Annotated in this window: 11 protein-coding genes and 2 pseudogenes; 5 read left to right on the top strand and 8 right to left on the bottom strand. The window is 49.2% G+C overall.

What is annotated here, in order from left to right; genetic code table 11:
- Positions 1–153 precede the first annotated feature (153 nt).
- Positions 154–1,616, bottom strand: a pseudogene (locus SPICA_RS15145) (IS5 family transposase).
- 181 nt (positions 1,617–1,797) lie between these two features.
- Between SPICA_RS15145 and SPICA_RS15375 the strand changes: the two are divergent.
- A pseudogene (locus tag SPICA_RS15375) lies at positions 1,798–1,944 on the top strand (transposase); the annotation flags it as partial.
- 91 nt (positions 1,945–2,035) lie between these two features.
- Here the strand turns inward: SPICA_RS15375 and SPICA_RS00400 are convergent.
- Both SPICA_RS00400 and SPICA_RS00405 read right to left on the bottom strand, forming a co-directional pair.
- The gene (locus tag SPICA_RS00400; RefSeq protein ID WP_013967565.1) at positions 2,036–2,998 is read right to left on the bottom strand and encodes an SH3 domain-containing protein; all 963 of its coding nucleotides are present in this window, start codon (positions 2,996–2,998) and stop codon (positions 2,036–2,038) included.
- 38 nt (positions 2,999–3,036) lie between these two features.
- Complete coding sequence (locus SPICA_RS00405; RefSeq protein WP_013967566.1) at positions 3,037–3,345, bottom strand: hypothetical protein; 309 nt, start codon at positions 3,343–3,345, stop codon at positions 3,037–3,039.
- Positions 3,346–3,693: 348 nt separating this feature from the next.
- On the opposite strand from SPICA_RS00405, the gene SPICA_RS00410 reads away from it, so the two are divergent.
- Together SPICA_RS00410 and SPICA_RS00415 are read left to right on the top strand one after the other, a co-directional pair.
- The gene (locus SPICA_RS00410; RefSeq protein WP_013967567.1) at positions 3,694–4,422 is read left to right on the top strand and encodes a response regulator; all 729 of its coding nucleotides are present in this window, start codon (positions 3,694–3,696) and stop codon (positions 4,420–4,422) included.
- Between the two features lie 98 nt (positions 4,423–4,520).
- A complete protein-coding gene (locus tag SPICA_RS00415) occupies positions 4,521–5,636 on the top strand; it encodes a DNA adenine methylase (RefSeq protein WP_013967568.1) in 1,116 nt (371 codons plus the stop codon).
- Between the two features lie 6 nt (positions 5,637–5,642).
- Here the strand turns inward: SPICA_RS00415 and pulA are convergent, their stop codons facing one another.
- A complete protein-coding gene (gene pulA / locus SPICA_RS00420; RefSeq protein ID WP_013967569.1) occupies positions 5,643–10,505 on the bottom strand; it encodes a type I pullulanase in 4,863 nt (1,620 codons plus the stop codon).
- Positions 10,506–10,595: 90 nt separating this feature from the next.
- On the opposite strand from pulA, the gene SPICA_RS00425 reads away from it, so the two are divergent.
- Positions 10,596–12,305, top strand: coding sequence for an alpha-amylase family glycosyl hydrolase (locus tag SPICA_RS00425; protein WP_013967570.1), 1,710 nt, complete (start codon positions 10,596–10,598; stop codon positions 12,303–12,305).
- Between the two features lie 18 nt (positions 12,306–12,323).
- On the opposite strand, the gene SPICA_RS00430 is transcribed toward SPICA_RS00425, so the two are convergent.
- The 4 genes from SPICA_RS00430 to SPICA_RS00445 all read right to left on the bottom strand — a co-directional run bounded on the left by SPICA_RS00430 (position 12,324) and on the right by SPICA_RS00445 (position 17,534).
- On the bottom strand, positions 12,324–13,190 hold the full coding sequence (locus tag SPICA_RS00430; RefSeq protein ID WP_013967571.1) for a hypothetical protein: 867 nt from the start codon (positions 13,188–13,190) through the stop codon (positions 12,324–12,326).
- Between the two features lie 94 nt (positions 13,191–13,284).
- Positions 13,285–14,199, bottom strand: coding sequence for a sugar ABC transporter permease (locus SPICA_RS00435; protein ID WP_013967572.1), 915 nt, complete (start codon positions 14,197–14,199; stop codon positions 13,285–13,287).
- Positions 14,196–16,061: a carbohydrate ABC transporter permease gene (locus tag SPICA_RS00440; protein ID WP_013967573.1), complete on the bottom strand. Its 1,866-nt coding sequence runs from the start codon at positions 16,059–16,061 to the stop codon at positions 14,196–14,198. The genes SPICA_RS00435 and SPICA_RS00440 overlap by 4 nt, the downstream gene beginning before the upstream one ends.
- A 129-nt stretch (positions 16,062–16,190) precedes the next feature.
- Entirely contained in the window at positions 16,191–17,534 is a 1,344-nt protein-coding gene (locus tag SPICA_RS00445) for a type 2 periplasmic-binding domain-containing protein (protein WP_013967574.1), read from the bottom strand.
- Positions 17,535–17,703: 169 nt separating this feature from the next.
- Between SPICA_RS00445 and SPICA_RS00450 the strand changes: the two genes are divergently transcribed.
- Positions 17,704–19,524 carry a glycoside hydrolase family 13 protein gene (locus SPICA_RS00450; RefSeq protein WP_013967575.1) on the top strand — a complete coding sequence of 607 codons (1,821 nt, stop codon included), beginning with the start codon at positions 17,704–17,706 and terminating at the stop codon, positions 19,522–19,524.
- Positions 19,525–19,537: the final 13 nt, after the last annotated feature.

Genomic DNA, 19,537 nt, shown 5'->3' on the forward strand with positions numbered 1-19,537 from the left:
GAATATTATCTGAATTCGTAGTATAGCCAAGTTCCAATGTTGAATGATAAAGATGAAAAAATCAGCTAATTATAGAGCAAAACATACATAGGGCCTACTGAAAATGTCTAAAAATGATATTTCAAAACTTTTTTACGTTAAAATGGGTTTAATTTAGTATACTAAAACTTTCAAATATGATTTATGAGGTTTAAAACCAAGTAAAAATAAAAAGCGCATAAAAAGATCCCTCAGGATCTTTTCACAGTTGGTCAGCAATACACATACCATGATTGCTGTTTCACTAGTTTCGCGTAATTTTTCATAGATTGTACCAAGACCAAACTTTCGTTTCATATATCCAAAGCCACCTTCAATCGCTTGTCGAATGGCTTCGTCAAGTCTTTGAATCTTTCGTAGCTGTCGTACTATCTTTTTATTCTCTAATGTTTCTTTAATCGGTCTGCCTAAGGGTGGTCCAGACAATCGTATTCCTCGAGCTTCACAATAGGCTCGGTTTGCTCGTGTCCGATATATTTTATCGGCATGCACCGATTCCGGATATCGACCACATCGCCTCTTATATTTTTCTATTTGTGTTGGCAAATCTTCTTGTTCGTTATAGGGTTCCCATTGTAATCGATCTATAAAAATCATCCCGTGTTCGGTCATCGATGCTGATAGTTTTGCTCCGAATTCAAAGGCCGCTTTTGCTTTACCTCGGGCTATTGGTCGTACATGGGGTTGACTGATACTGACGATTTTTCCCGATATCGAATGGGTCTTTCCCTTATACATCTGTACCTGTTGCCGGTAAACCTCATGTATCACGATAAGATCACGTCGCTGTTTTGCACTCAACGTTGTACTGGGAACCTTGTTTTGTAATTCATTGATAGTCCGTAAATTACGTCGTATGTATTGGAGTTGGGTCCGAATCGCTCTGCGTATTTCTTTTTTTGTTCTTCGTCGCCCTCGTATAAAATTGAGATATTTGATACGGGCCTGTTTTCTATAGGTTCGTGGTTTTATGGTGAGCTCACTCGCTTCATATAACGTATCAATTATCTTTTCTGTTTTCCTTCGCGCTTCATCCAATAAAGTGACATCATGGGGATGCCGGATATCCTGGGGGACGCACGTGGCATCTATAATGAGTTGCCCTCGATTTCCATGATCATGGTCATCCTTTTGGTTTTCTTTGTTCTGTTTTTTTCAGATTCTGCTTCTACCTGTTCTTGATACCGTTTCGCTATCAACTCATTTATCTGTGCTATTGCATCAGGTCCAAGCCGTTTTCGAAAATGAACCATCATGCTTGGATCAAAGGGTTTTTCATCTTTGTAAGATTCATATCCTAAAAAATATTGCAGGTAATGGTTCTCTCGTATTGTTTCTACCGTTTCTTCATCTGTTAATTGTAATTTCTCTTTTATCAATAATGATCCCAAGGCGAGCCGTACGGTCTTGGCTGTTCTTCCAATTCGTTTTGAAAAACATTTTTTATATTCAGCTTCTATCTCTTCCCATGGAATAATTGCGGCTAATCGTACCCATCGATTATCTTCTCGTAAATGTCCTCCGAAGGGTACATAAAAGTCTTCAAACTCAGGTACCTGTTCCTTTTCCTTATACATCGTTACCCCATAGTAAAGTGCACGCTTTTTAAGGCCTTACCCCTTTCTTCCGTGCACTTCTTATTGAGATTATCTCTGTATTTGCTTCTTTTGTAAAGAGTTGTTTGTTTTTCAGGAAGCCCTACATACGGAAGTCCAACTTTGTATGGTACACAGGGTGCCTATAATAAGGCCCGGGAAATGGAAAATGTATTGGGCAGAAGTAGTGCCATTTTTTAAATACCCGGAACCATTACGCAAAGTGATCTACACCACGAATGCGATTGAATTATTACATTACTCAATTCGAAGAATGACTAAAGACAGGTTGAGCTTTCCCACGACCGATGTAAAAAATGGACTATGCTGTTTACACAAATTTAGGGATAGGCTCGTAAATAATATTTTTTTAAAAATTGACTATTGTCATTTTTATTTATTTACTGTCCGACTTTGCTCCCAAGTACCCACCCCTTATATGGGTTTGAAATGTGGAGCCATTCTACACCACTTATAGTATCCCTTTCTTCTATAGACACCTGTGTTCCAGATTCAAAAGTACCAACTACTTGAGATGTGATATCAGGGTTTTCATACACTTCCACTTGTGAAGTCGCGGTTTGTATCGAAGTATTACTATTGCCAGAAAGGGCATTAATTTCTTCCTGAATTAAATTAGTAAAAACACTAAATGGGTATTTTTTTCTAGCTTCATTTAATATTTCTAATTTTGCTTTAACAAGATTTTCCATGCGTTTGGGATCATCTTTTGCTTTGGGATCATTTAAATTTTTTGCTATATAATAGAGGAGATACCCCTGAACATCCTGCTCCTGTGTCGATATATCACTGTTTTTTAAATAAACATTACCAATGTACCGAATTGTATCTTCATCTCTATAAACAGCATAGGCTCTACAATAATCTGAACTAAGATCTTCTGCTGGAATAGTTAATAAAGTACCTTTAGGCAGCGCTTTATCAGAGACAACACCAGTAATTTCAGGCGATTTAAAACGCATCGCACCGTCAGTGGTGATGACCGCAAGGGTATCAAAGGTACCAATATAATATTTCATTACATAACCTTTTTTACCATTATAAAGAACATGATACCATTCAAGCTCATCGTTACCTTTTTTTAACCTAATTGGTTCTTGATCTAAAAGCTCTACCTTTTTACCGGCTGTCATTGCGAGAAGCCATTCCCATTGTTTTGAAGGTTCTTTGGTTTCATCATATGCCCATAATGACTGTCCATCGAGAAGTACGTATCCAAAAGGTTTATTAGACTTTCCAATATTTTTATTATCAGCGTTATTAAAATCAGTACTCTCTTTTTTTTCACATGAAATAATAGAAAACAATCCGAGAAGTATTACTAATATTCCTAACTTTTTCATCCTTATGTTTCCTTTTTCTTTATAAGGTTGAATTAATTTTAAATTATAAAATCAAAATATGTCAAATAAAAAATATTAAAATTAAAAAAAACAGCCACGTTAAGTTGGTAACCATACCCCCAAGATGTAAAACGAGTTGAGGAGCTATTGGCAAGGCGTCCTCCATTTTCAATATGGATGCCAACATTACTGCCTAACAATTTAACAGCGCCATTTGCTGCAATGGTAAGTGTTCCTGTTGCTTCAATATATGCGAAAATGACAGTATGATAAGTTGTTGGAATTGGATCCGATATGAATCCACAGATAATACCAATCACCCTTGGCTGGTTCTGTTGTGGCGTCATTGGTTATAGAATCACCGCCAACGATATCCCGGTTTGGTCCCTAAGGCCGAATAGATATCCCCACCGATCAGTAACATAAAGTCATGACGGTCCAGTTTAATAGCTGAAAGGGTGTTTCGGTGTATCCCCAGGGATCCTGCGAGATCCTGGATAGATAAACATCGTGCAACTCGTTTGACAATAAATTCTTCACCCTACTGATGGAGATAGGTCTTTTCCCAATTATGCATTTGTGTATTATAAGTCACATTTAAAGGGTCAGATAAGTGGAAAAACCATTTTATACAACTAACAATTAGTCTTCATATACCCTTGCCAGTTTTTGAAACTGTTATAACAATATTAACTATGAAAACCAGTCAACATAAACACATTCTGATTGTAGAAGACAGCTATGTTCAGGCAGCGGGGCTGCAAAAGATTCTGGAACAAGCAGGTTATTCTATTGTACGAGCGGAGCATGGGCTTGAAGCTCTGGAACTCCTACAAAAGGAACATTTCGATCTTGTGATCAGCGATGTGATGATGCCCAAAATGGATGGGTATACCCTCTGTAAAACCATTAAAACCAATGAACTATATAAGCATCTGCCGGTAATCCTGGTAACGAGTCTTTCTGAACCGGCGGATATTATCCGGGGTATTGAAAGTGGTGCCGATAGTTTTATTCCCAAGCCTTATAAGGCAGATTTTTTGCTTGAGCGGGTGGAGGCTCATCTTGCGGGAAAAATTGGTGATCCTGCGGGGGATACCCATTCCTCATTCCGGGTCAGTATGGGTGGGTCTGTTTATACATTAAATGCTGATCGGGCTCAGCTGTTTAACCTCCTCATCGCTTCTTATGAAATATCGTTGCAGAAAGCAAAGGAACTGGAAAAAATGTACCGGGATTTGATCTTGGCCCAGCAAAAGATTGCAAAGCTGGAAGGTATTTTACCGATTTGCGGCAGCTGCAAACGGATTAAAGGCGAAGATGGTCAGTGGCATCCTGTAGAGGACTATATCGAAGTAAAGACAAAAAGGAGTGTCAGCCATGGTCTCTGTCCTGACTGTGCAAAAAAAGTGCTCAATACGTAAAATACCATTACAAACTGAAGTTTCTAGTGGCACTCAGTAAATCTATTTTTATTGCCTTTCAAAAATGCTTAGTATACAATGAGCCTCCAGGAGGAACCTTGCATAATCTTGAGGGAGAAAATCCGGCCTATCTTTCCGAGCAGCTCATCACCTATATTGGGAATAAACGGGCCCTCTTATCCTTTATCGCCCAGGGGCTCGACCTGGTTCGGGAGCGGCTTGGAAAGGACCGGATTACTGCCTTTGATGTTTTTTCAGGAAGCGGAGTGGTAGCCCGTCTCCTGAAACGGTATGCTGAACGGCTTTATGTAAATGATATTGAAGCCTATTCATCTATCATCAATTCTTGTTACCTCGCCAATAAAAGCACCCTCGACTCTAAGGAACTCGACCATTGGTACCATTGGCTCAAGGCACAGCTTACCGAAGATGCCCTACGCCCCGGTTTTATCAGCGAACTCTATGCACCCCAGTGTATGGAACAGGTACAGCCGGGAGAACGGTGTTTTTATACCCCCCGAAATGCCTGGTATCTTGATACGGCCCGACAGCTTATCGAATTGGTTCCGGTCCGTCTGCAGTCCTTTTTTATCGGCCCCCTCCTGGCGGAAGCCTCGGTTCATGCAAATACCGCCGGTGTGTTTAAGGGATTTTATAAAGATGCCCATACCGGCCGCGGACAGTTTGGGGGTAAAAACCGGGATGCCCTGAGCCGTATCCTGGGACCCATCGAGTTACAACTCCCCGTGTTCAGCAACTTTAACTCAGAAGTACATATCTTCAGGCAGGATGCTAACAGCCTCATTCATCATATTGATGAAGTGGATCTGGCTTATATCGACCCCCCTTACAATCAGCATCCCTATGGGTCTAACTACTTTATGCTCAATCTCATTGCGGAATACCGCCGGCCCTTTGCTGTAAGCCCTGTATCAGGTATTCCGGTAGACTGGCAGCGGTCGAACTACAACAAACGGCACAGGGCTTTCGAGGCTTTTCAGGAGCTTGTTTCGTCCATAAGAGCCAGGTATCTTCTCATTTCCTTTAATTCCGAAGGTTTCATTACCCTCTCGGAAATGCTCGATCTACTCCAGTGTGTTGGGAAAACCCAGGTGCTGGAAACGAAATATAACGCCTTCCGGGGCAGCCGAAACCTGAGGAACCGGCCGGTCCATGTGACTGAGTACCTCTACCTGGTTGAGAAAAGCCGGTAAGCGGTTTCAGGGTTTCTGCTGGTAAAGGATAAGCGCTCCCTTGGCAGGAATCTCCAGCCTATGGTTTACCAGGGGGCCCTGGTCCGGTTCCCAGGTTTCGGCGGTGGCGCTGTTTGCTACAAGCCTCCAATCGCTATCGGGACCGGGTGCAGCCGGGATGGCCAGGGATACAGCTTCGGACCGGCTCGATGCGGCGATGAGCAGATGGTAGTGGCCCCGCTCCGCTTCATGTTCATCAAGCTGCCATGCGATAATGCCCTCCGAATCCTTGATAAACTTCAGGGCCTTGCGGATCTCCGTTCCCGTTGCAAGCCGGAGTACCCTCAGAGTGGTCCTGAGATGAAGCAGATGCTGCACATAGTGTACAGTGGCGGTCTCTTCCCCGGCCCGTTCCCAGTTAAGGCCGTTCAGGAGGTCCCCTGCCTTGTATGAGTCGTGGCAGAACTGCCGCTTGGTTACCGGATCGGTAACGCATTTATCAATCCCGCCGAGCCTGATCCATGCTTCGGGTACTTCTTTGGTTCGCAGGAATTCCATGCCGGCATGAAGCACCGGGATACCCTGACTGGTGAGCAGTAAGGTCATGGCAAGCCGCTGGAGCTGGGCATAATAGGCTCGATCCCGGCCCGGTTCCACAAGCTGGAGCTTGTCAAAGAGGGTAAAGTTATCATGTACTTCCAGATAGTTGATGGATGCCCAGCTTCGTTCATCCCATGGAGCTGGATGTGCGGTCCCCGTTACCTGATGGTTATGGACCTGGTGATGATGGACTGCCCCCACGAGGCCGAATTTTACACTTTCCACCGTACGGCCGTCGTGAATCCAGCCCGGACCTGCGGCATCGAACACGGAGCCTTTTACGCCATCGCGGAAGGCATCGTTAAACATGCCGAAGTCTTGTAGTTTGTGAATGGTATGCTGGCTTGCCATTTCAAGCCTGGTTTTACCGGATTTTTTGTCTTGGTTGCCGCCGTACATATTCCAGCCTTCGCCATAAAGCAGAATGTCCGGTTTTATACCCCTGAGGGCTTTACTAATAGCCTGCATGGTCTCCACATCGTGAAGACCCATCAAATCGAAACGGAAACCTGAAAGTTTAAAAGCGGAAAGCCACCAGGAGAGGGTGTCGATCATATATTTCCGGAACATGTAGCGTTCGCTGGCCGTATCATCTCCGGCACCGGAATCCCGCCTGCCGCGGAAATAATAGCCTGGTACACAGGCTTCCAGGGCTGAGCGGCGCCGGTCCGGGACATGGTTATAGACCACATCCATAATAACGCCTATGTCTGCCTGTCCCAGGGCTTGAACCAGTCGGCGCAGTTCCAGGAACCGGCTTAAACCATCGGCGGGATTTGTTGCATAGGACCCTTCCGGTGCAGCGTAGTTTCCCGGGTCGTAGCCCCAATTAAAGGCACCATGTTGCGGGCGTGATTGATATTCCGGATCTTTGACACGGCCTTCGTCCACAGAAACAAAGTCGAAGATGGGGAGCATCTGTATATGGGTAATTCCTAGAGCCCGGATATAGTCAAAACCTGTAGGCATTCCCTTGTATGCCGTGCCGGGATATGCGGCACCCAGATAGGTGCACCGCTGTTCCTCCGGTCCCTGCCAGGAAGGATGGCTCGTGAGGTCTCGGATATGGGCTTCCCAGACGATTGCATCGGTCGGGGATGCGAGTGCGGGGGGGTGCCAGGTGTTCCATCCCTCTGGTTCAAGGCGCCGGGAATCCAGGATCATGCCCCGTTTCCCGTTGAGTCCCGCACTTTTTGCATAGGGGTCTATGGTTTCCCGGTCCAGACCGTGGATTCTCAGTCGGTAGGTGTAATAGACTCCGTGAAAATCGCCGTGGAGCCTCACGTGCCAGACCCCATGGTTCTGCCGGTACATACGGTGCACTGCCAGGGGCTCTTCTTGAAGGTCCCACTGTGACACCTTGTCTCCGGGGCCGCTGGCCATGGTTTCACCGGTGGCATCGGCAGTATAATCGTGGGCTACCGGGGTTCCCGATTTCCAGAGGAAGAGCTCTACTTCCGCGGCAGTAGGAGCCCAGATTTTAAAATCCGTATAGTAGGGGGTGCAAGAGGCCCCCAGTTCTTCGTCGGTGTGGAACTGCCGGGCAAATGCTTTTGAATCATACCAGGTGCGGAGGCTTTCGATGGGGCCCTTATTGTAAAAACCATGGAGTATCTGTTGTTCGAGGTAATTCTTTTCCCGGCTGGGGCCATTAAAGGGCGGCAGTTCAGGACTGGCTTCCTGCAAGGCTCTGCCCGGCGAACGTTGACCGTGGAAGCCCATGTTCGAGTGGAGCCTGTCCTGCAGGCTGGGCAGGGGAGGGAGGTCACTGGCGGAAGCGAGGCTGTCAGGCAATGTAAGGACGATCTCCTGGTGAGAGATGAGCTTTGCATTCAGCCCGGCAGATGATAGGGAGTCAGCAGTACCCGCAGTAGCGGATGGGCCAAAGAGGACGGTCAGCTCTGCCGGATCCTTTTCTCCCCGCTGGTCCCAGAGGAGCGAAAGACTGAAGTGTGCACCGGTTCTGCTGAGGCGCACCTGAAGCCGGCTTCCCTGTCCGAAGGACAGGGTGCCGGAGAAGCCCCATGGGGCTACAGGGGTCTGTTCAGCGTGATCCTTATGGCCATTTTGCACACCCTGAGGTGTCTGTACCGGCGGCAGTCGGGGACTACAGAGAATACAGCCCTCAGCGAGTCGGAACTGGATTCCCAGCCAGCCCTGCAGTCCGGTACGCACAAACTCAGAAACACTCCATGCCTGGGCAAAGGTACCTGAATGCCGGGGAAGCCCGTCGGCGTCCAGCAGGGCATGGAGATTTTCGCTTAAGGTCCCGACTGCCGCATCATCCATTATTTGGCGGGCCAGTTCCTGCTGGAGCCTCCAGGCCGCTGCGTTCTGACCGAACATAAGAAGAGCCTGGATGGTAAAGCCCGCATTCCAGCCCCAGATGGTCCCGTTATGGTACGCCGCATCCTTGTGGTAGAGGGGATGCCCATCATGGTGGGGATGGAAATAGGGATCCTGCTGGGAAAGGCTTGCAACCCCATAGGGATACACAAGCTCTTTGTAAACGTCGGCCAGCACGAAGGCCTGGATATCCCTTGGCAGCAGGGCCTCTTCTTCGGGGAGGATTGAGGGAACGGTGATCGCCAAAAGTGCATTGGGCCTGCTGCGAAGATCCGGCTCTACGGGGCTTCTTGCTTCCGGGTCAGCGGGATCTAAAAGCCGGTCCGCAAGCCGCCGATGTTCCGGATACCAGAAGTGAGTTACAAAGGCCCTGCGTAGTTTTTCCGCGTGGGTACGGTAGTTTTCAGAGCGGGTAAGATCATTGGCAAGCCTGGCAATCCGCTCACCACAGCGCAGGGCGGTGTAAAAGAGGGCCTGCACTTCTACAGCCCGGTCGCTCCGTTCGGACCAGGGCGCCTTACCGCGGATCCGGGCATCCATCCAGGTATCCGCAGGTCCATGGGTTAAAAAACCGTACTGGTCACAGCGGGTTAGATCTGCCTCCAGGGCCCGGTCCACAAAGGGTTTTATAGACAGGGCAAAGGCATGGTCGCCGGTATACTGAACATATTCCCATACCTCCCTGATAAACCAGGGAGTCCCATCGACGGTGTTAAAAATGACATCTTCGGGATTGCGCCAGCGGTTCGGAATGCGTCCGTAGTTGGGACTGGCCGGATCCTGGTCCTGCCGTTCAGCAAAGGTCGCAAGGACTTCCCGGGCCGCATCGAATTGGCCTGTTGCGAGGAGTATCCCCGGCAGGGCGATAAAGGTATCCCGGCCCCAGTTGTCCCGGAACCAGGGAAGTCCCGCCCAGATACCCAGCCCGTATTCTCTGGTTACCAGAGTCCAGCCGGAAAAGGCCGCCCATGCAAGGGCCTGGTCGAAGCGCTTGTCGCCGGAGCGAAACGAGAAGCCATGGAAAAACTGTTCTATTTTAGATTGATGAAGGGAGCGGCCGTTCTGGCACACCAGTTCCTCTGCTTTGGCGCAGGCCCCGGCAGAATCCTCCGCCCAGGCCATATACACCTCAGTGCAGCCGGGGGGCGCTGTACTTGGGGTACTCTGGGGGTGATGTGCGCTGGCGGGGGTTGTGTCGGCAGGGCCTCCGCTGGCAGGGGGTGCGCTGGCCGGGACATTGCTGGTGGGGCTACCGCTGGCCTGGCCGCCGATGGCGGATGTTGCGCTGGCGGGGGTTGCGTCGGCAGGGCCTCCGCTGGCAGGGGGTGCGCTGGCCGGGACATTGCTGGTGGGGCTACCGCTGGCCTGGCCGCCGCCGGCGGGGCCTATGATGAGGTACAGGCCGTAGTCTTCAGGTATCGCAACATGGCTATGGATTTCCTGTATGGTGAGGGGATACTCTGAAGCAAGGGCCAGGGCTTCGGAGGAGGGTTCAATTTCATCGCGGTACCCCATTTTTTTCTTGCTAGGGCCCTTTTCTGCTTCCCGATATACCAGGTAAACGGTCTTGCCCTGAACCGTTTCTCTTTTTTCTTTCCATGCCGAACCGGTTTTGGGGAGCAGGATAACACAGGTTGATGAAAAGCTCATCCAGAAGGCGCTGGAGCCAAGTAAAAGCGCCCCTTCCACCTGATGTTCATCAACCTGAATGGATATTTCACCGGGAATGACCGACAGGCTTCTTTGTTTGAAAGTTGGAAGGCCCTCTTTGTCAGGTATGGTCAGGTCTTTAAGCCGGCAGTAATTGCCATGAACATAACCAGCTCCTTTTCCAAACTCGCTGGAATATATATCAATATAGCCCCCGATCTGATCAGCCCAGGCAATACGCCGACTGCTGCCAGCAGGAATGAAATAGTGTAAAGCATTGATAAAATTATCCATAAAATGCTCCAAAACCGGTTTAGTTATGATATACTAGCCCCAGAATTCTGCATAAGCAAGTGTTTCTGAACCAATTTTGGAGGAATTGTAATGAATCTTTTAGTTCTAGGTCTCCTATCAATGATTATTTCCTGGATCAGGCCAGCAGTGCTTGAAGCTCAGGACCTCCCTTGGTGGAAGGATGCTTCTGGCCCTGCATATCAGGTACTGGTGTATTCCTTTGCCGATTCGGATGGAAACGGGTATGGAGACCTGAAGGGTCTTACTCAGGCGCTGGATTATTTGAATGATGGGAATCCGGCTACCTATTCGGATTTGAACATTTCGGCCATCTGGCTTTCGCCGGTTAATCCGGCCAGTTCATACCATGGGTATGATGTAAAGGATTATAAGGCGATAGACCCCAAACTGGGAACGATGGAAGACTTTGATACCCTGATTAGAGAAGCCCATAAGCGGGGTATTAAGATCATTATGGACATGGTATTTAATCATACTTCCCGGGAACATCCCTGGTTCCTGGAGGCGATGAAGTCCGCCTCCAGTCCCTATGTAAACTACTACCGGACCAAACAAAACGGCGTTTCCTATGGGGCAAGCGGAATGGGCCGCTTTTACAAATATACCCGGCCCGATGGATCTGTGTTTGAATACTTTTCCGCCTTCTGGGAGGGTATGCCGGATCTGAACCTGGATAATACCGATGTGGTCAATGAACTAAAGGATATCCTCGCCTTCTGGCTGAACCGCGGGGTCGATGGCTTCCGCTTTGATGCGGCTAAACATGCCTTTGACCCGAACGAAATGCCCTCAGGGACTCCAACCCTGGCTTTGAATAAAACCTTCTGGAATGACCTCCGGCGCTCTGCCCGGCGGGTAAAACCGGATGTCTACTTTATTGGCGAGGTGCTCACGGAAAATCTGGCCGAAGTGACAGCCTACACCGGTGTGTTCGATGGCCTCTTTGATTTTCCCTCCGCACGGCAGGTCATTGATGCGGTCCGGCGGATGAGTGGAACCGGTTTTATTCAGGCTTATCAGAACATTTACAGCCAATACAGCCGAATATCGGCTTTTCAGAGTGCTCCCCTTTTATCTAACCATGACCAGGACCGGTACATCAGTTCTCTTTTAACGAGTATGAGTCTGGATGCAGTTAAGGGCCTCCAGGTGGAAGCCGGTGATACAGAAGTGGTGCGGAGTGCCAAAGCCTTTGCATTAACCAAGGCAAAAATGGCAGCCTCCATCTATCAGACCCTGCCGGGACTCCCTTATATCTACTACGGCGAAGAGCTGGGGATGACCGGGCGGCGTTATAAAAATGATGATGTGGCCCGCCGGGATGCCTTTAAGTGGAATGATACAGGGACCCTGCCCACGGTAACCTGGCTGCAAAAAAGCAATAAATTAGAACCGAGCCAGAACAGCCTGACCGCCTCAGCAGAAAGCCAGATGAAGGACCCGGGGAGTCTTTTGCGGCATTATCAAAGTTTGGCAGCTCTGCGCCAGAACAGCTCGGCCCTCAGGCAGGGGACCTTTGCGGCGCCCTCCTGGCCGGGCTTTAATTCGGGGTACCTGCTTGCCTGGCTCAGGGAAAGCGACACCCAGCGGGTGCTGGTACTGCATAACCTGGACAGTTTACCCTTTGTCGCTAAGGTCCCTGAAGGGGTCCGCTTTGTAGCCCTCTGGAATAGCCAGCAGGGCTTCCTGGATGAAAAGTCCCGCCCAAGTTTACAAAGCGGCGTAGAACTCAGGCTGGAACCAGCCCAATCGGCGGTATACGAAGTGCTGAATCCTTAGGGCTCCCCTGGCCGCCTCTTAGCTCGAGCGAGCACTGCGATACCGGCTGGTGTAGAGCATGATGACCCGGATACCCGCAAGGAGCGAGTAGGCTAACCATAAAAAGGGAGCCTTAAAAGCAGGAATAAAAAGCCCCACAAGACCGATTAAAAAGGCTGGCCCCGCCATGATGGCGGCGGCCATTTTTATACCCTCCAGGGGCTTTAGTTTTACTGAGCTTTGGTTTCCCGGCGCCTTTCCGTAGACTGCAAAGGAAAGCATCATACCTAAAATGACAACAAAGGCTAGGTTTTGCACAAGCATCAATAAACCTAAGGTCAGCAATATAGAAGGAATAGATGAAAAGGCTGCGGTATACAGCACCCCTTCTATCAATTGGGACAGGGTGCGGCGGTTTTCGGCGGCCCTTTTAATGGTGTCCGATGAGAGGCCATTAAAGGGTTGTAAGCTGGAACTCACCTGGGTTCCGGTTGAGCCATTGCGAATGAGCAGGGTAGAAGTTCCGATTTGTAAAACCCGCTGTGTATCCCCAGTATGATCCCTATTGTGCCCCAGTTCAACAATCCAATCCTTTGCAGTCAGAGCCTCCGGGGCGGGTGGATCTAGTTGTAAGGCTCCATTGGCGATGGTAAAAGAAAATGGAGCCTGGGCTAAGGCTTCGAAGGCGTAGCCTAAACCGGGATACTGGTTTGTTTGTGAAGCTATGTTTGCTTCGCGCCAACGGTTTGCCCCAAAGGGTAGGCTTATTGCGATAGAAGATGCAAGAAAGAGCACAATAATAAACAGCCAGTGAAAAGAAGCACAGTCCTGGGCGGCTGAGTCGGACCACCAGGCCCGGGCGGCGGTCCAGAGTATGGGTGTTGTATGAGTCTTTTTTTGTTTCATGAATCCAATATTACTGATCTGTGGTACAGATTTCTATGTATAAAAAGAGTCCTCCGGAAACAACCGGAGAACTCTGACGGATATAGATTGTTCCTTAGCCCTTTTCAGCACCGGAGGCCATGCCGTACACAATAAAGCGTTGCATGTAGAACTGAACCAGGGTGATGGGGGTTGCCAGTACCAGAGCCCCAGCCATGAAGTTCAGCGGGTTATAGTACAGGGTGATCATCGGATCCGTAAGCCGGTACAGGAAGATCGCTACGGTCTGGTTCTGCATGTTCAACAGCTTATTAGGCAACATGTAGTCCATCCAGGGAGCCATAAAGGCGTTCACCGCAATAAAGCCGATGATAGGCGTAGACAGCGGCAGAACAATTTTGGTGAATATCTGGGTTTTGCTTGCCCCATCGATAATGGCCGCTTCATCAATAGAAAGCGGAATGGACCGCATGTATCCCCGGATAAGATAGGTGTTATAGGGGATAGCTCCGGCTGCATAGATAAATACCAGCATTATGGGTTTGTTAAGCCATCCAAAGGTCCGGTAAATCATGAAGAGGGCGATCATTCCCATAAAGGAAGGGAACATCTGGAGCAGGAGGAAGGAAACAAGAATAGGCTTTTTACCACGGAACTTAAAGCGGCTGAATACAAACCCAGTAATGGTGGTGAAGAGCACCACCGTAAAGGTGTTTACAATCGCAATCTGCAGGGATCGCAGGAAGGCTGCCACAAAGTCCGAGTACTGAGCGCCGCTTTGGCTTTTATAGGTAAACAGGTATTCATAGTGCTCCAGGGAAAATTTGCTGAAATCCGGGATCAGGGGGACTCCAGAAAGCAGTTTTCCCTTGGTAAGGGATGCAGAAATCATCCATAAAATAGGAATAAGCACTGTAAAGCATGTGAGGGTTAACCACAGGTAGTGGAGAAAGCGCAAAATGGAATTGCGCATCAGTGCTGCCTGGGTCTGTCTCCCCTTTACTAAGGTTAAAGGCCGGTTTTCGCTCATTCGCCTGCCTCCTCTTGGAATGATTTAGATTTAAGCAGGTTGTATACCGAGAAGCCGCCGACGATAAAGAATATCAAGATGGAATACACGGCGGCCACATTATACTGCTCAAAATCCTTGGTAAAGGACAATTTGTAAATCCAGGAAATGAGAATATCTGTTTGTCCTGGAAGGGCAGAACCAACGATGCGCATACTATCCGGTATTTTTGCCGGATCCCAGGTTGGGCCGCCACCGGTGAGGAAGTAGACCGCCCCAAAGTTATTAAAGTTAAAGCTGAAGGTCATGATGAGGGCTGGCATAGTAGCGGCAAGAACCATTGGCCAGGTTATATACTTAAAGCGCTGCCAACCGCTTGCCCCATCGATAGCAGCTGCTTCATAGAGTTCCCGGGGAATGGTTGAAAGGGTACCAATAATCATCATCATGTGGTAGGGAGCTCCGAGCCACAGGTTAACCAGCATTACCACAAAACGGGCAAGTCGTCCATTATAAATTGGCTGGAACCAGAATATTGGCTGATCAGGTTTGCCCTGCAGACCAATGTTAAATAAGAAATTGGAAACCGGTTCCATGAGTCCAGTGGCGAAGAGAAACTGGTTTACAAGACCATCCTTGTCAAAGGCGTTGCGGAACATCATAAGGCTGACGAGAGAGGGAATTGCCCAGGGGAGTATCATGAGGGTGCGCCAGACCCGTTTATGGTTCACCAAGGGTGACTCAACGATCATGGCATTAAAGAAGCCAAGGCCATAGACCGTGAAAGAGGACATAAGCGCCCAAAGTATGGTCCAGAGGAAAATCTGACCAAAAATAGAAAGCCATCCCGGGTCCATGGCAAGGAAGCCAAAGGTGCGGAACCCTGCCCACTCAATAAGCTTGGCACCAAGCTTTATCTTATAGGTGTAGTTAGTAAATGCAAGAAAGAAGGTAAAGAAAATAGGAATAACCGTAAAAAAGAGGATCATCACAAAGGCTGGGGCTGAGACTACATACACATACAGGCTATCCCAAATTCTGAACCAGAATTCCTTGGAACTTTCTCGAACACCGGTTTTCTGAAAGGCAATATTTGTTTTATAGGCATCGATCACACCTAAAACCCAGAGGGTGATAAATACTACGAGGACAGCCATAGCAATGAGGCCGTTCCCTAACAGTACGATTGAGTTGTCGGCGGTAAGCCAGGGCGTTACTTTGTTATAGAGTTCAATTACTCCACCAGCATATTCTGCATCGATAGGGAGCCGTCCCAGGGTTACTAGGCCCCAGACGCCGCGGGTAAAGAAACCGCCAAAATCCCGGAAGGGATAATGTTTTTCGCTTTCTATAAAATAATTAGGATACAAATATTGGGCTGTAAAATAATTGGCCTGACGGTCTCCCATTTGAGACTCTGCCTCGATGTCCGCAAAGGGGTCCCCAGAACTGGTATCCGCAGCAACATCTGCAAAGGGATCGCCAGAGTCTGAGGCCTCTGCAGTAGTATCGGCAAAGGGGTCTCCGGAACCAGCCGCTTCGGTAGTGTCTTCCTCTGCTGCAAAAAGGGCCCCTAATGAATCGGCCTGGTTAAGTTCAGCTCCGGTGGTATTGTTGTGGAGCCCATTGGTTGATTGATTTGCAATTAATTCAGCGGGAACTTTCCCGTTCATCAATCTGATAAATCTATCCCATTGGGAAGTAGATAACTCTATAGTCACAAGTAACAGAGGAACCATAAACCAGGCAATAGCCTTGGTTTTTTGTCTGTTCAGCAATTGTCCCAATCCAGGCAAGAGGAGGGACGCGGCCGCTGTTGCATAGGCAGAGCCTTTGTTAATCTGTCCCGATTCGGCCGTGGACATCCCTGAATCCTTTTCCATGTAAACTCCTCCTCCCGCAAGGTCTTTTGAAAGTCCTCTACGGTCGAGCTTATAAAATGTAAAAAAGGAGCTTCCGCAGGGAAAGCTCCTTGGTAAGAACATCAAACGATGCGGAACATTTGATGAAAACTATTTATTGTTTTCTGCGTACCACTTTTTATACAAATCTATGATAGTAGCCTGGGCTTGAGCAGGGGTCTTTTCACCATCCCAGACAGCTCGGAGTTCCAGGTTAAGTCCGATACCATAGTAACCGTCCATGGCCTTCTTTTTGGGATTGGCGGGGAGGGTAACGGTGGGTTCCGGATAGTTAAAGGCGAAGGCTGCAGACATTTCTGCCTTGTTGGGATCCTTGCGGTAGTTGGGAGTATTGGTTGCTTTAGCTTTAAGAGCAGGAATATATGCGGAGTTGTCTACCATAGTCTGCATACCATCCTTGGTAAAGAGGATCCGATAGAGCTCGTGGGCAGCAGAAGGATATTTTGTAAAGCCATTGATGACCCATCCCTTGGTTTTTACGAAGGGGGTAAGGCGGATACCTTTCCAGGTGGGCATGGGGCCGAACTTAATGTCATAGCCGCCCTTGGTTTCGGCACCATTGACATCCATCCAGGTACCAACCAAGAAGAAGGGTGCAGTTTCGTTGTTGAGGGCATCGTCCCAGCGCCAGGTCATGGATGCACCGGGGGTCTTAACACCGTTAGCTTCGACGCTGATCATGGCATCGGCAGCGGCTTTGATAAATTCAAGACCGGCGCGGAAGCCATCCTGATCAAAGCCGGCTTTATCCGCTTCTTTGGTGGGGAAAATTTTCCAGCCTCCTGCAGTGAGGTTAGAGTAGCCGGACCAGATTTCATCCAGACACATGGGGTATACGATATTAACCGGTTTCCCCTTATAGGTGGGGCGGTTGGTCTGCCATTTCTTGGATAGAGCAAAAATTTCTTCCCAGGTGTCAAAAGCATCGGGAAGCCCGTCATTATTTTTATCGGTGGTATCTAGCTTAAGGGCTTCCATCATGGTCTTGTTCCATGCAAAGGCCATACCGTCGTAGGCGACAGGAACAAACTTAATGGTCTTGCTGTTAGCCCCGCTATAGAAAGGTTCCATCGCAAAGCTGGTAGCAGCTTTGGTAATGACCGCATCCAGAGCTAAGAGAGACTGTTCATTACGGCTTACTTCCCCGTCGATTACCAGGGCTACATCGGGAGCTTCACCCTGCAAAGCGGTAATTTGGTCCGTACCACCAGCGGCTCCGAAGTTTACATATTCTACTGCACCGACTGCTTCGGGATGCAGCTTATCCCAGAGAGCGACAATAGCCTTACCCAGAATGTCGCTATCCACACCAAGACGTATCTTAGCTCCCTTTTCAACCTGGAACTGATTGCCCCGCCATACTGCCTTGGATTGGGCAAAGGCACCACCCGCAACAAGACTGATACCCAGTACCAGTGCTACGAATCGTTTCATATAATCCTCCTAGATTAACAACTAAAACGGTTTACTTGTATATAGCATAAGGTGTAAAATACAAACCGTCAAGAGAAATTTTATTGAAAGGGTGACCAGGTCCTGTAAGGTCCCGAAAGAACATGGGCTCATTGATGCATAGCCCAGTCAAAAACAGCAAGGAGTCTTTATGAACGGTGCCGCGATCTATCACAGAGCAACAGATTCGTTTTGTTATTCCCCCGATGGGACAAGTCTTGTCATCCGATTGCAGAGTGCGGTTGATGATATAGTATCGATTCAGCTATGGGCTGGGGATCCCCATGATTGGGGACGGCGGCCGGAAGCGGACGGCGGTGCCTGGCATTGGCGGTGTGCTTCGCAGGAACTCCAAAAAATTGGCAGTGACGGTATGCGGGACTTTTGGGAAATTCGCTGGACCCCGCCTTACAAACGGGCCCGGTATTTTTTTAGGATTACCTTTAGAGACGGAAGCCGCTATGACTACGGCGAAAAGGGCCTCCTCCCCACCAGCCCCAAAGCGGAGGCCAGCCCCACTGGCGATTACTGGAACGCTTTTGTGTTTCCCTATATTAACGAGGTTGATGTATTTAAGGCCCCCGATTGGGTTGCAGGAACAGTCTGGTACCAAATTTTTCCCGAACGGTTCCGGAACGGAAATAAGGCCAATGACCCCGCTGGCACCAAGAGCTGGAAGCGGGGCCCCGTAACGAACCATGAATGGTACGGCGGCGACCTGCAGGGCATTATCGACGGTCTGGACCACATTGCAAGCCTGGGCTGTACCGGCATCTACCTGACGCCTATTTTTGCTTCCCCCTCGGTTCACAAGTACGATACGGAGGACTACCTCCGGATCGACCCCGCCTTTGGCACCGACGAAGACTTAAAAAATCTGGTACAGGCCTGCCATACCCGGGGCATACGGCTCATGCTGGACGCGGTGTTCAACCACTGCGGGAAAACCTTCGGCCCCTGGCTCGATGTGGTCGAAAAGGGCGAAGCCTCGGCCTATAAAGACTGGTTCCACATCAATGCATTCCCCCTCTTCCCCAAGGGTAAAGACACCGGAGACAGCCGGGACGCCAATTTCGAAACCTTTGCCTTTACGACCCGGATGCCCAAACTCAACACCGCAAACCCCGAAGTGCGGGAATATTTACTCAAGGTCGCGGAACGGTACATACAGGAATTTGATATTGATGGATGGCGGCTCGATGTTTCCAATGAAATTGACCATGTGTTTTGGCGGGAGTTCCGTAGGCGGGTAAAGGCCCTGAAACCGGATGCCTACATCGTAGGCGAAATATGGCACGATGCCATGCCCTGGCTCAGGGGGGACCAGTATGATGCGGTGATGAACTATCCCTTTGGGAATGCCATTGTAGACTTTTTGCTCACCAAAGACTGGAGCAAAACCGCCAGTGATTTTGTGTACCGGATTTCAGAAATATCCTTTATGTATCCCGATAGGGTGATCCGATCGGCTTTTAACCTGTTGGATTCCCATGATACGGACCGCATTGTCCACCTCTTGGGCGGCCGGGCCATGGCCAAACTTGCCCTGACCATGCTCTTTACCCTGCCGGGCTCTCCCTGCATCTATTACGGCACCGAATATGCCCTGGAAGGGGGCGGAGACCCGGACAACCGCCGCTGTATGATTTGGGACCCCACTCCGGAAGAAGAAGCCTTTGCCCGCTTTGTCCGCTCCCTCATAGCCCTGCGCCGCGAGCACTGGTCCCTCTGTGCCGACGGCAGGCGGCAGTATGTAACTGATCCTGCACACCCAGGTTTTTTGGGTATAACCATACACCATGATACGGATAGGCTCAGGGTGCTCATCAACCGGGATGAGAAACCGATACCAGCCACGGTCTGGAAGGGCCTTTTAGGTCTTGACCCCTCAGAGTCGGTGCAGAACCTGCTTGCCGAGAGCCCCCTGGGACCTGAGGATGCACTTCCCGGGCGAGGTGCGGCGGTGTTCTGAGATTGCGGAAATA

This window comes from Gracilinema caldarium DSM 7334 (assembly GCF_000219725.1).
In the GTDB taxonomy this organism is placed as follows: domain Bacteria; phylum Spirochaetota; class Spirochaetia; order Treponematales; family Breznakiellaceae; genus Gracilinema; species Gracilinema caldarium.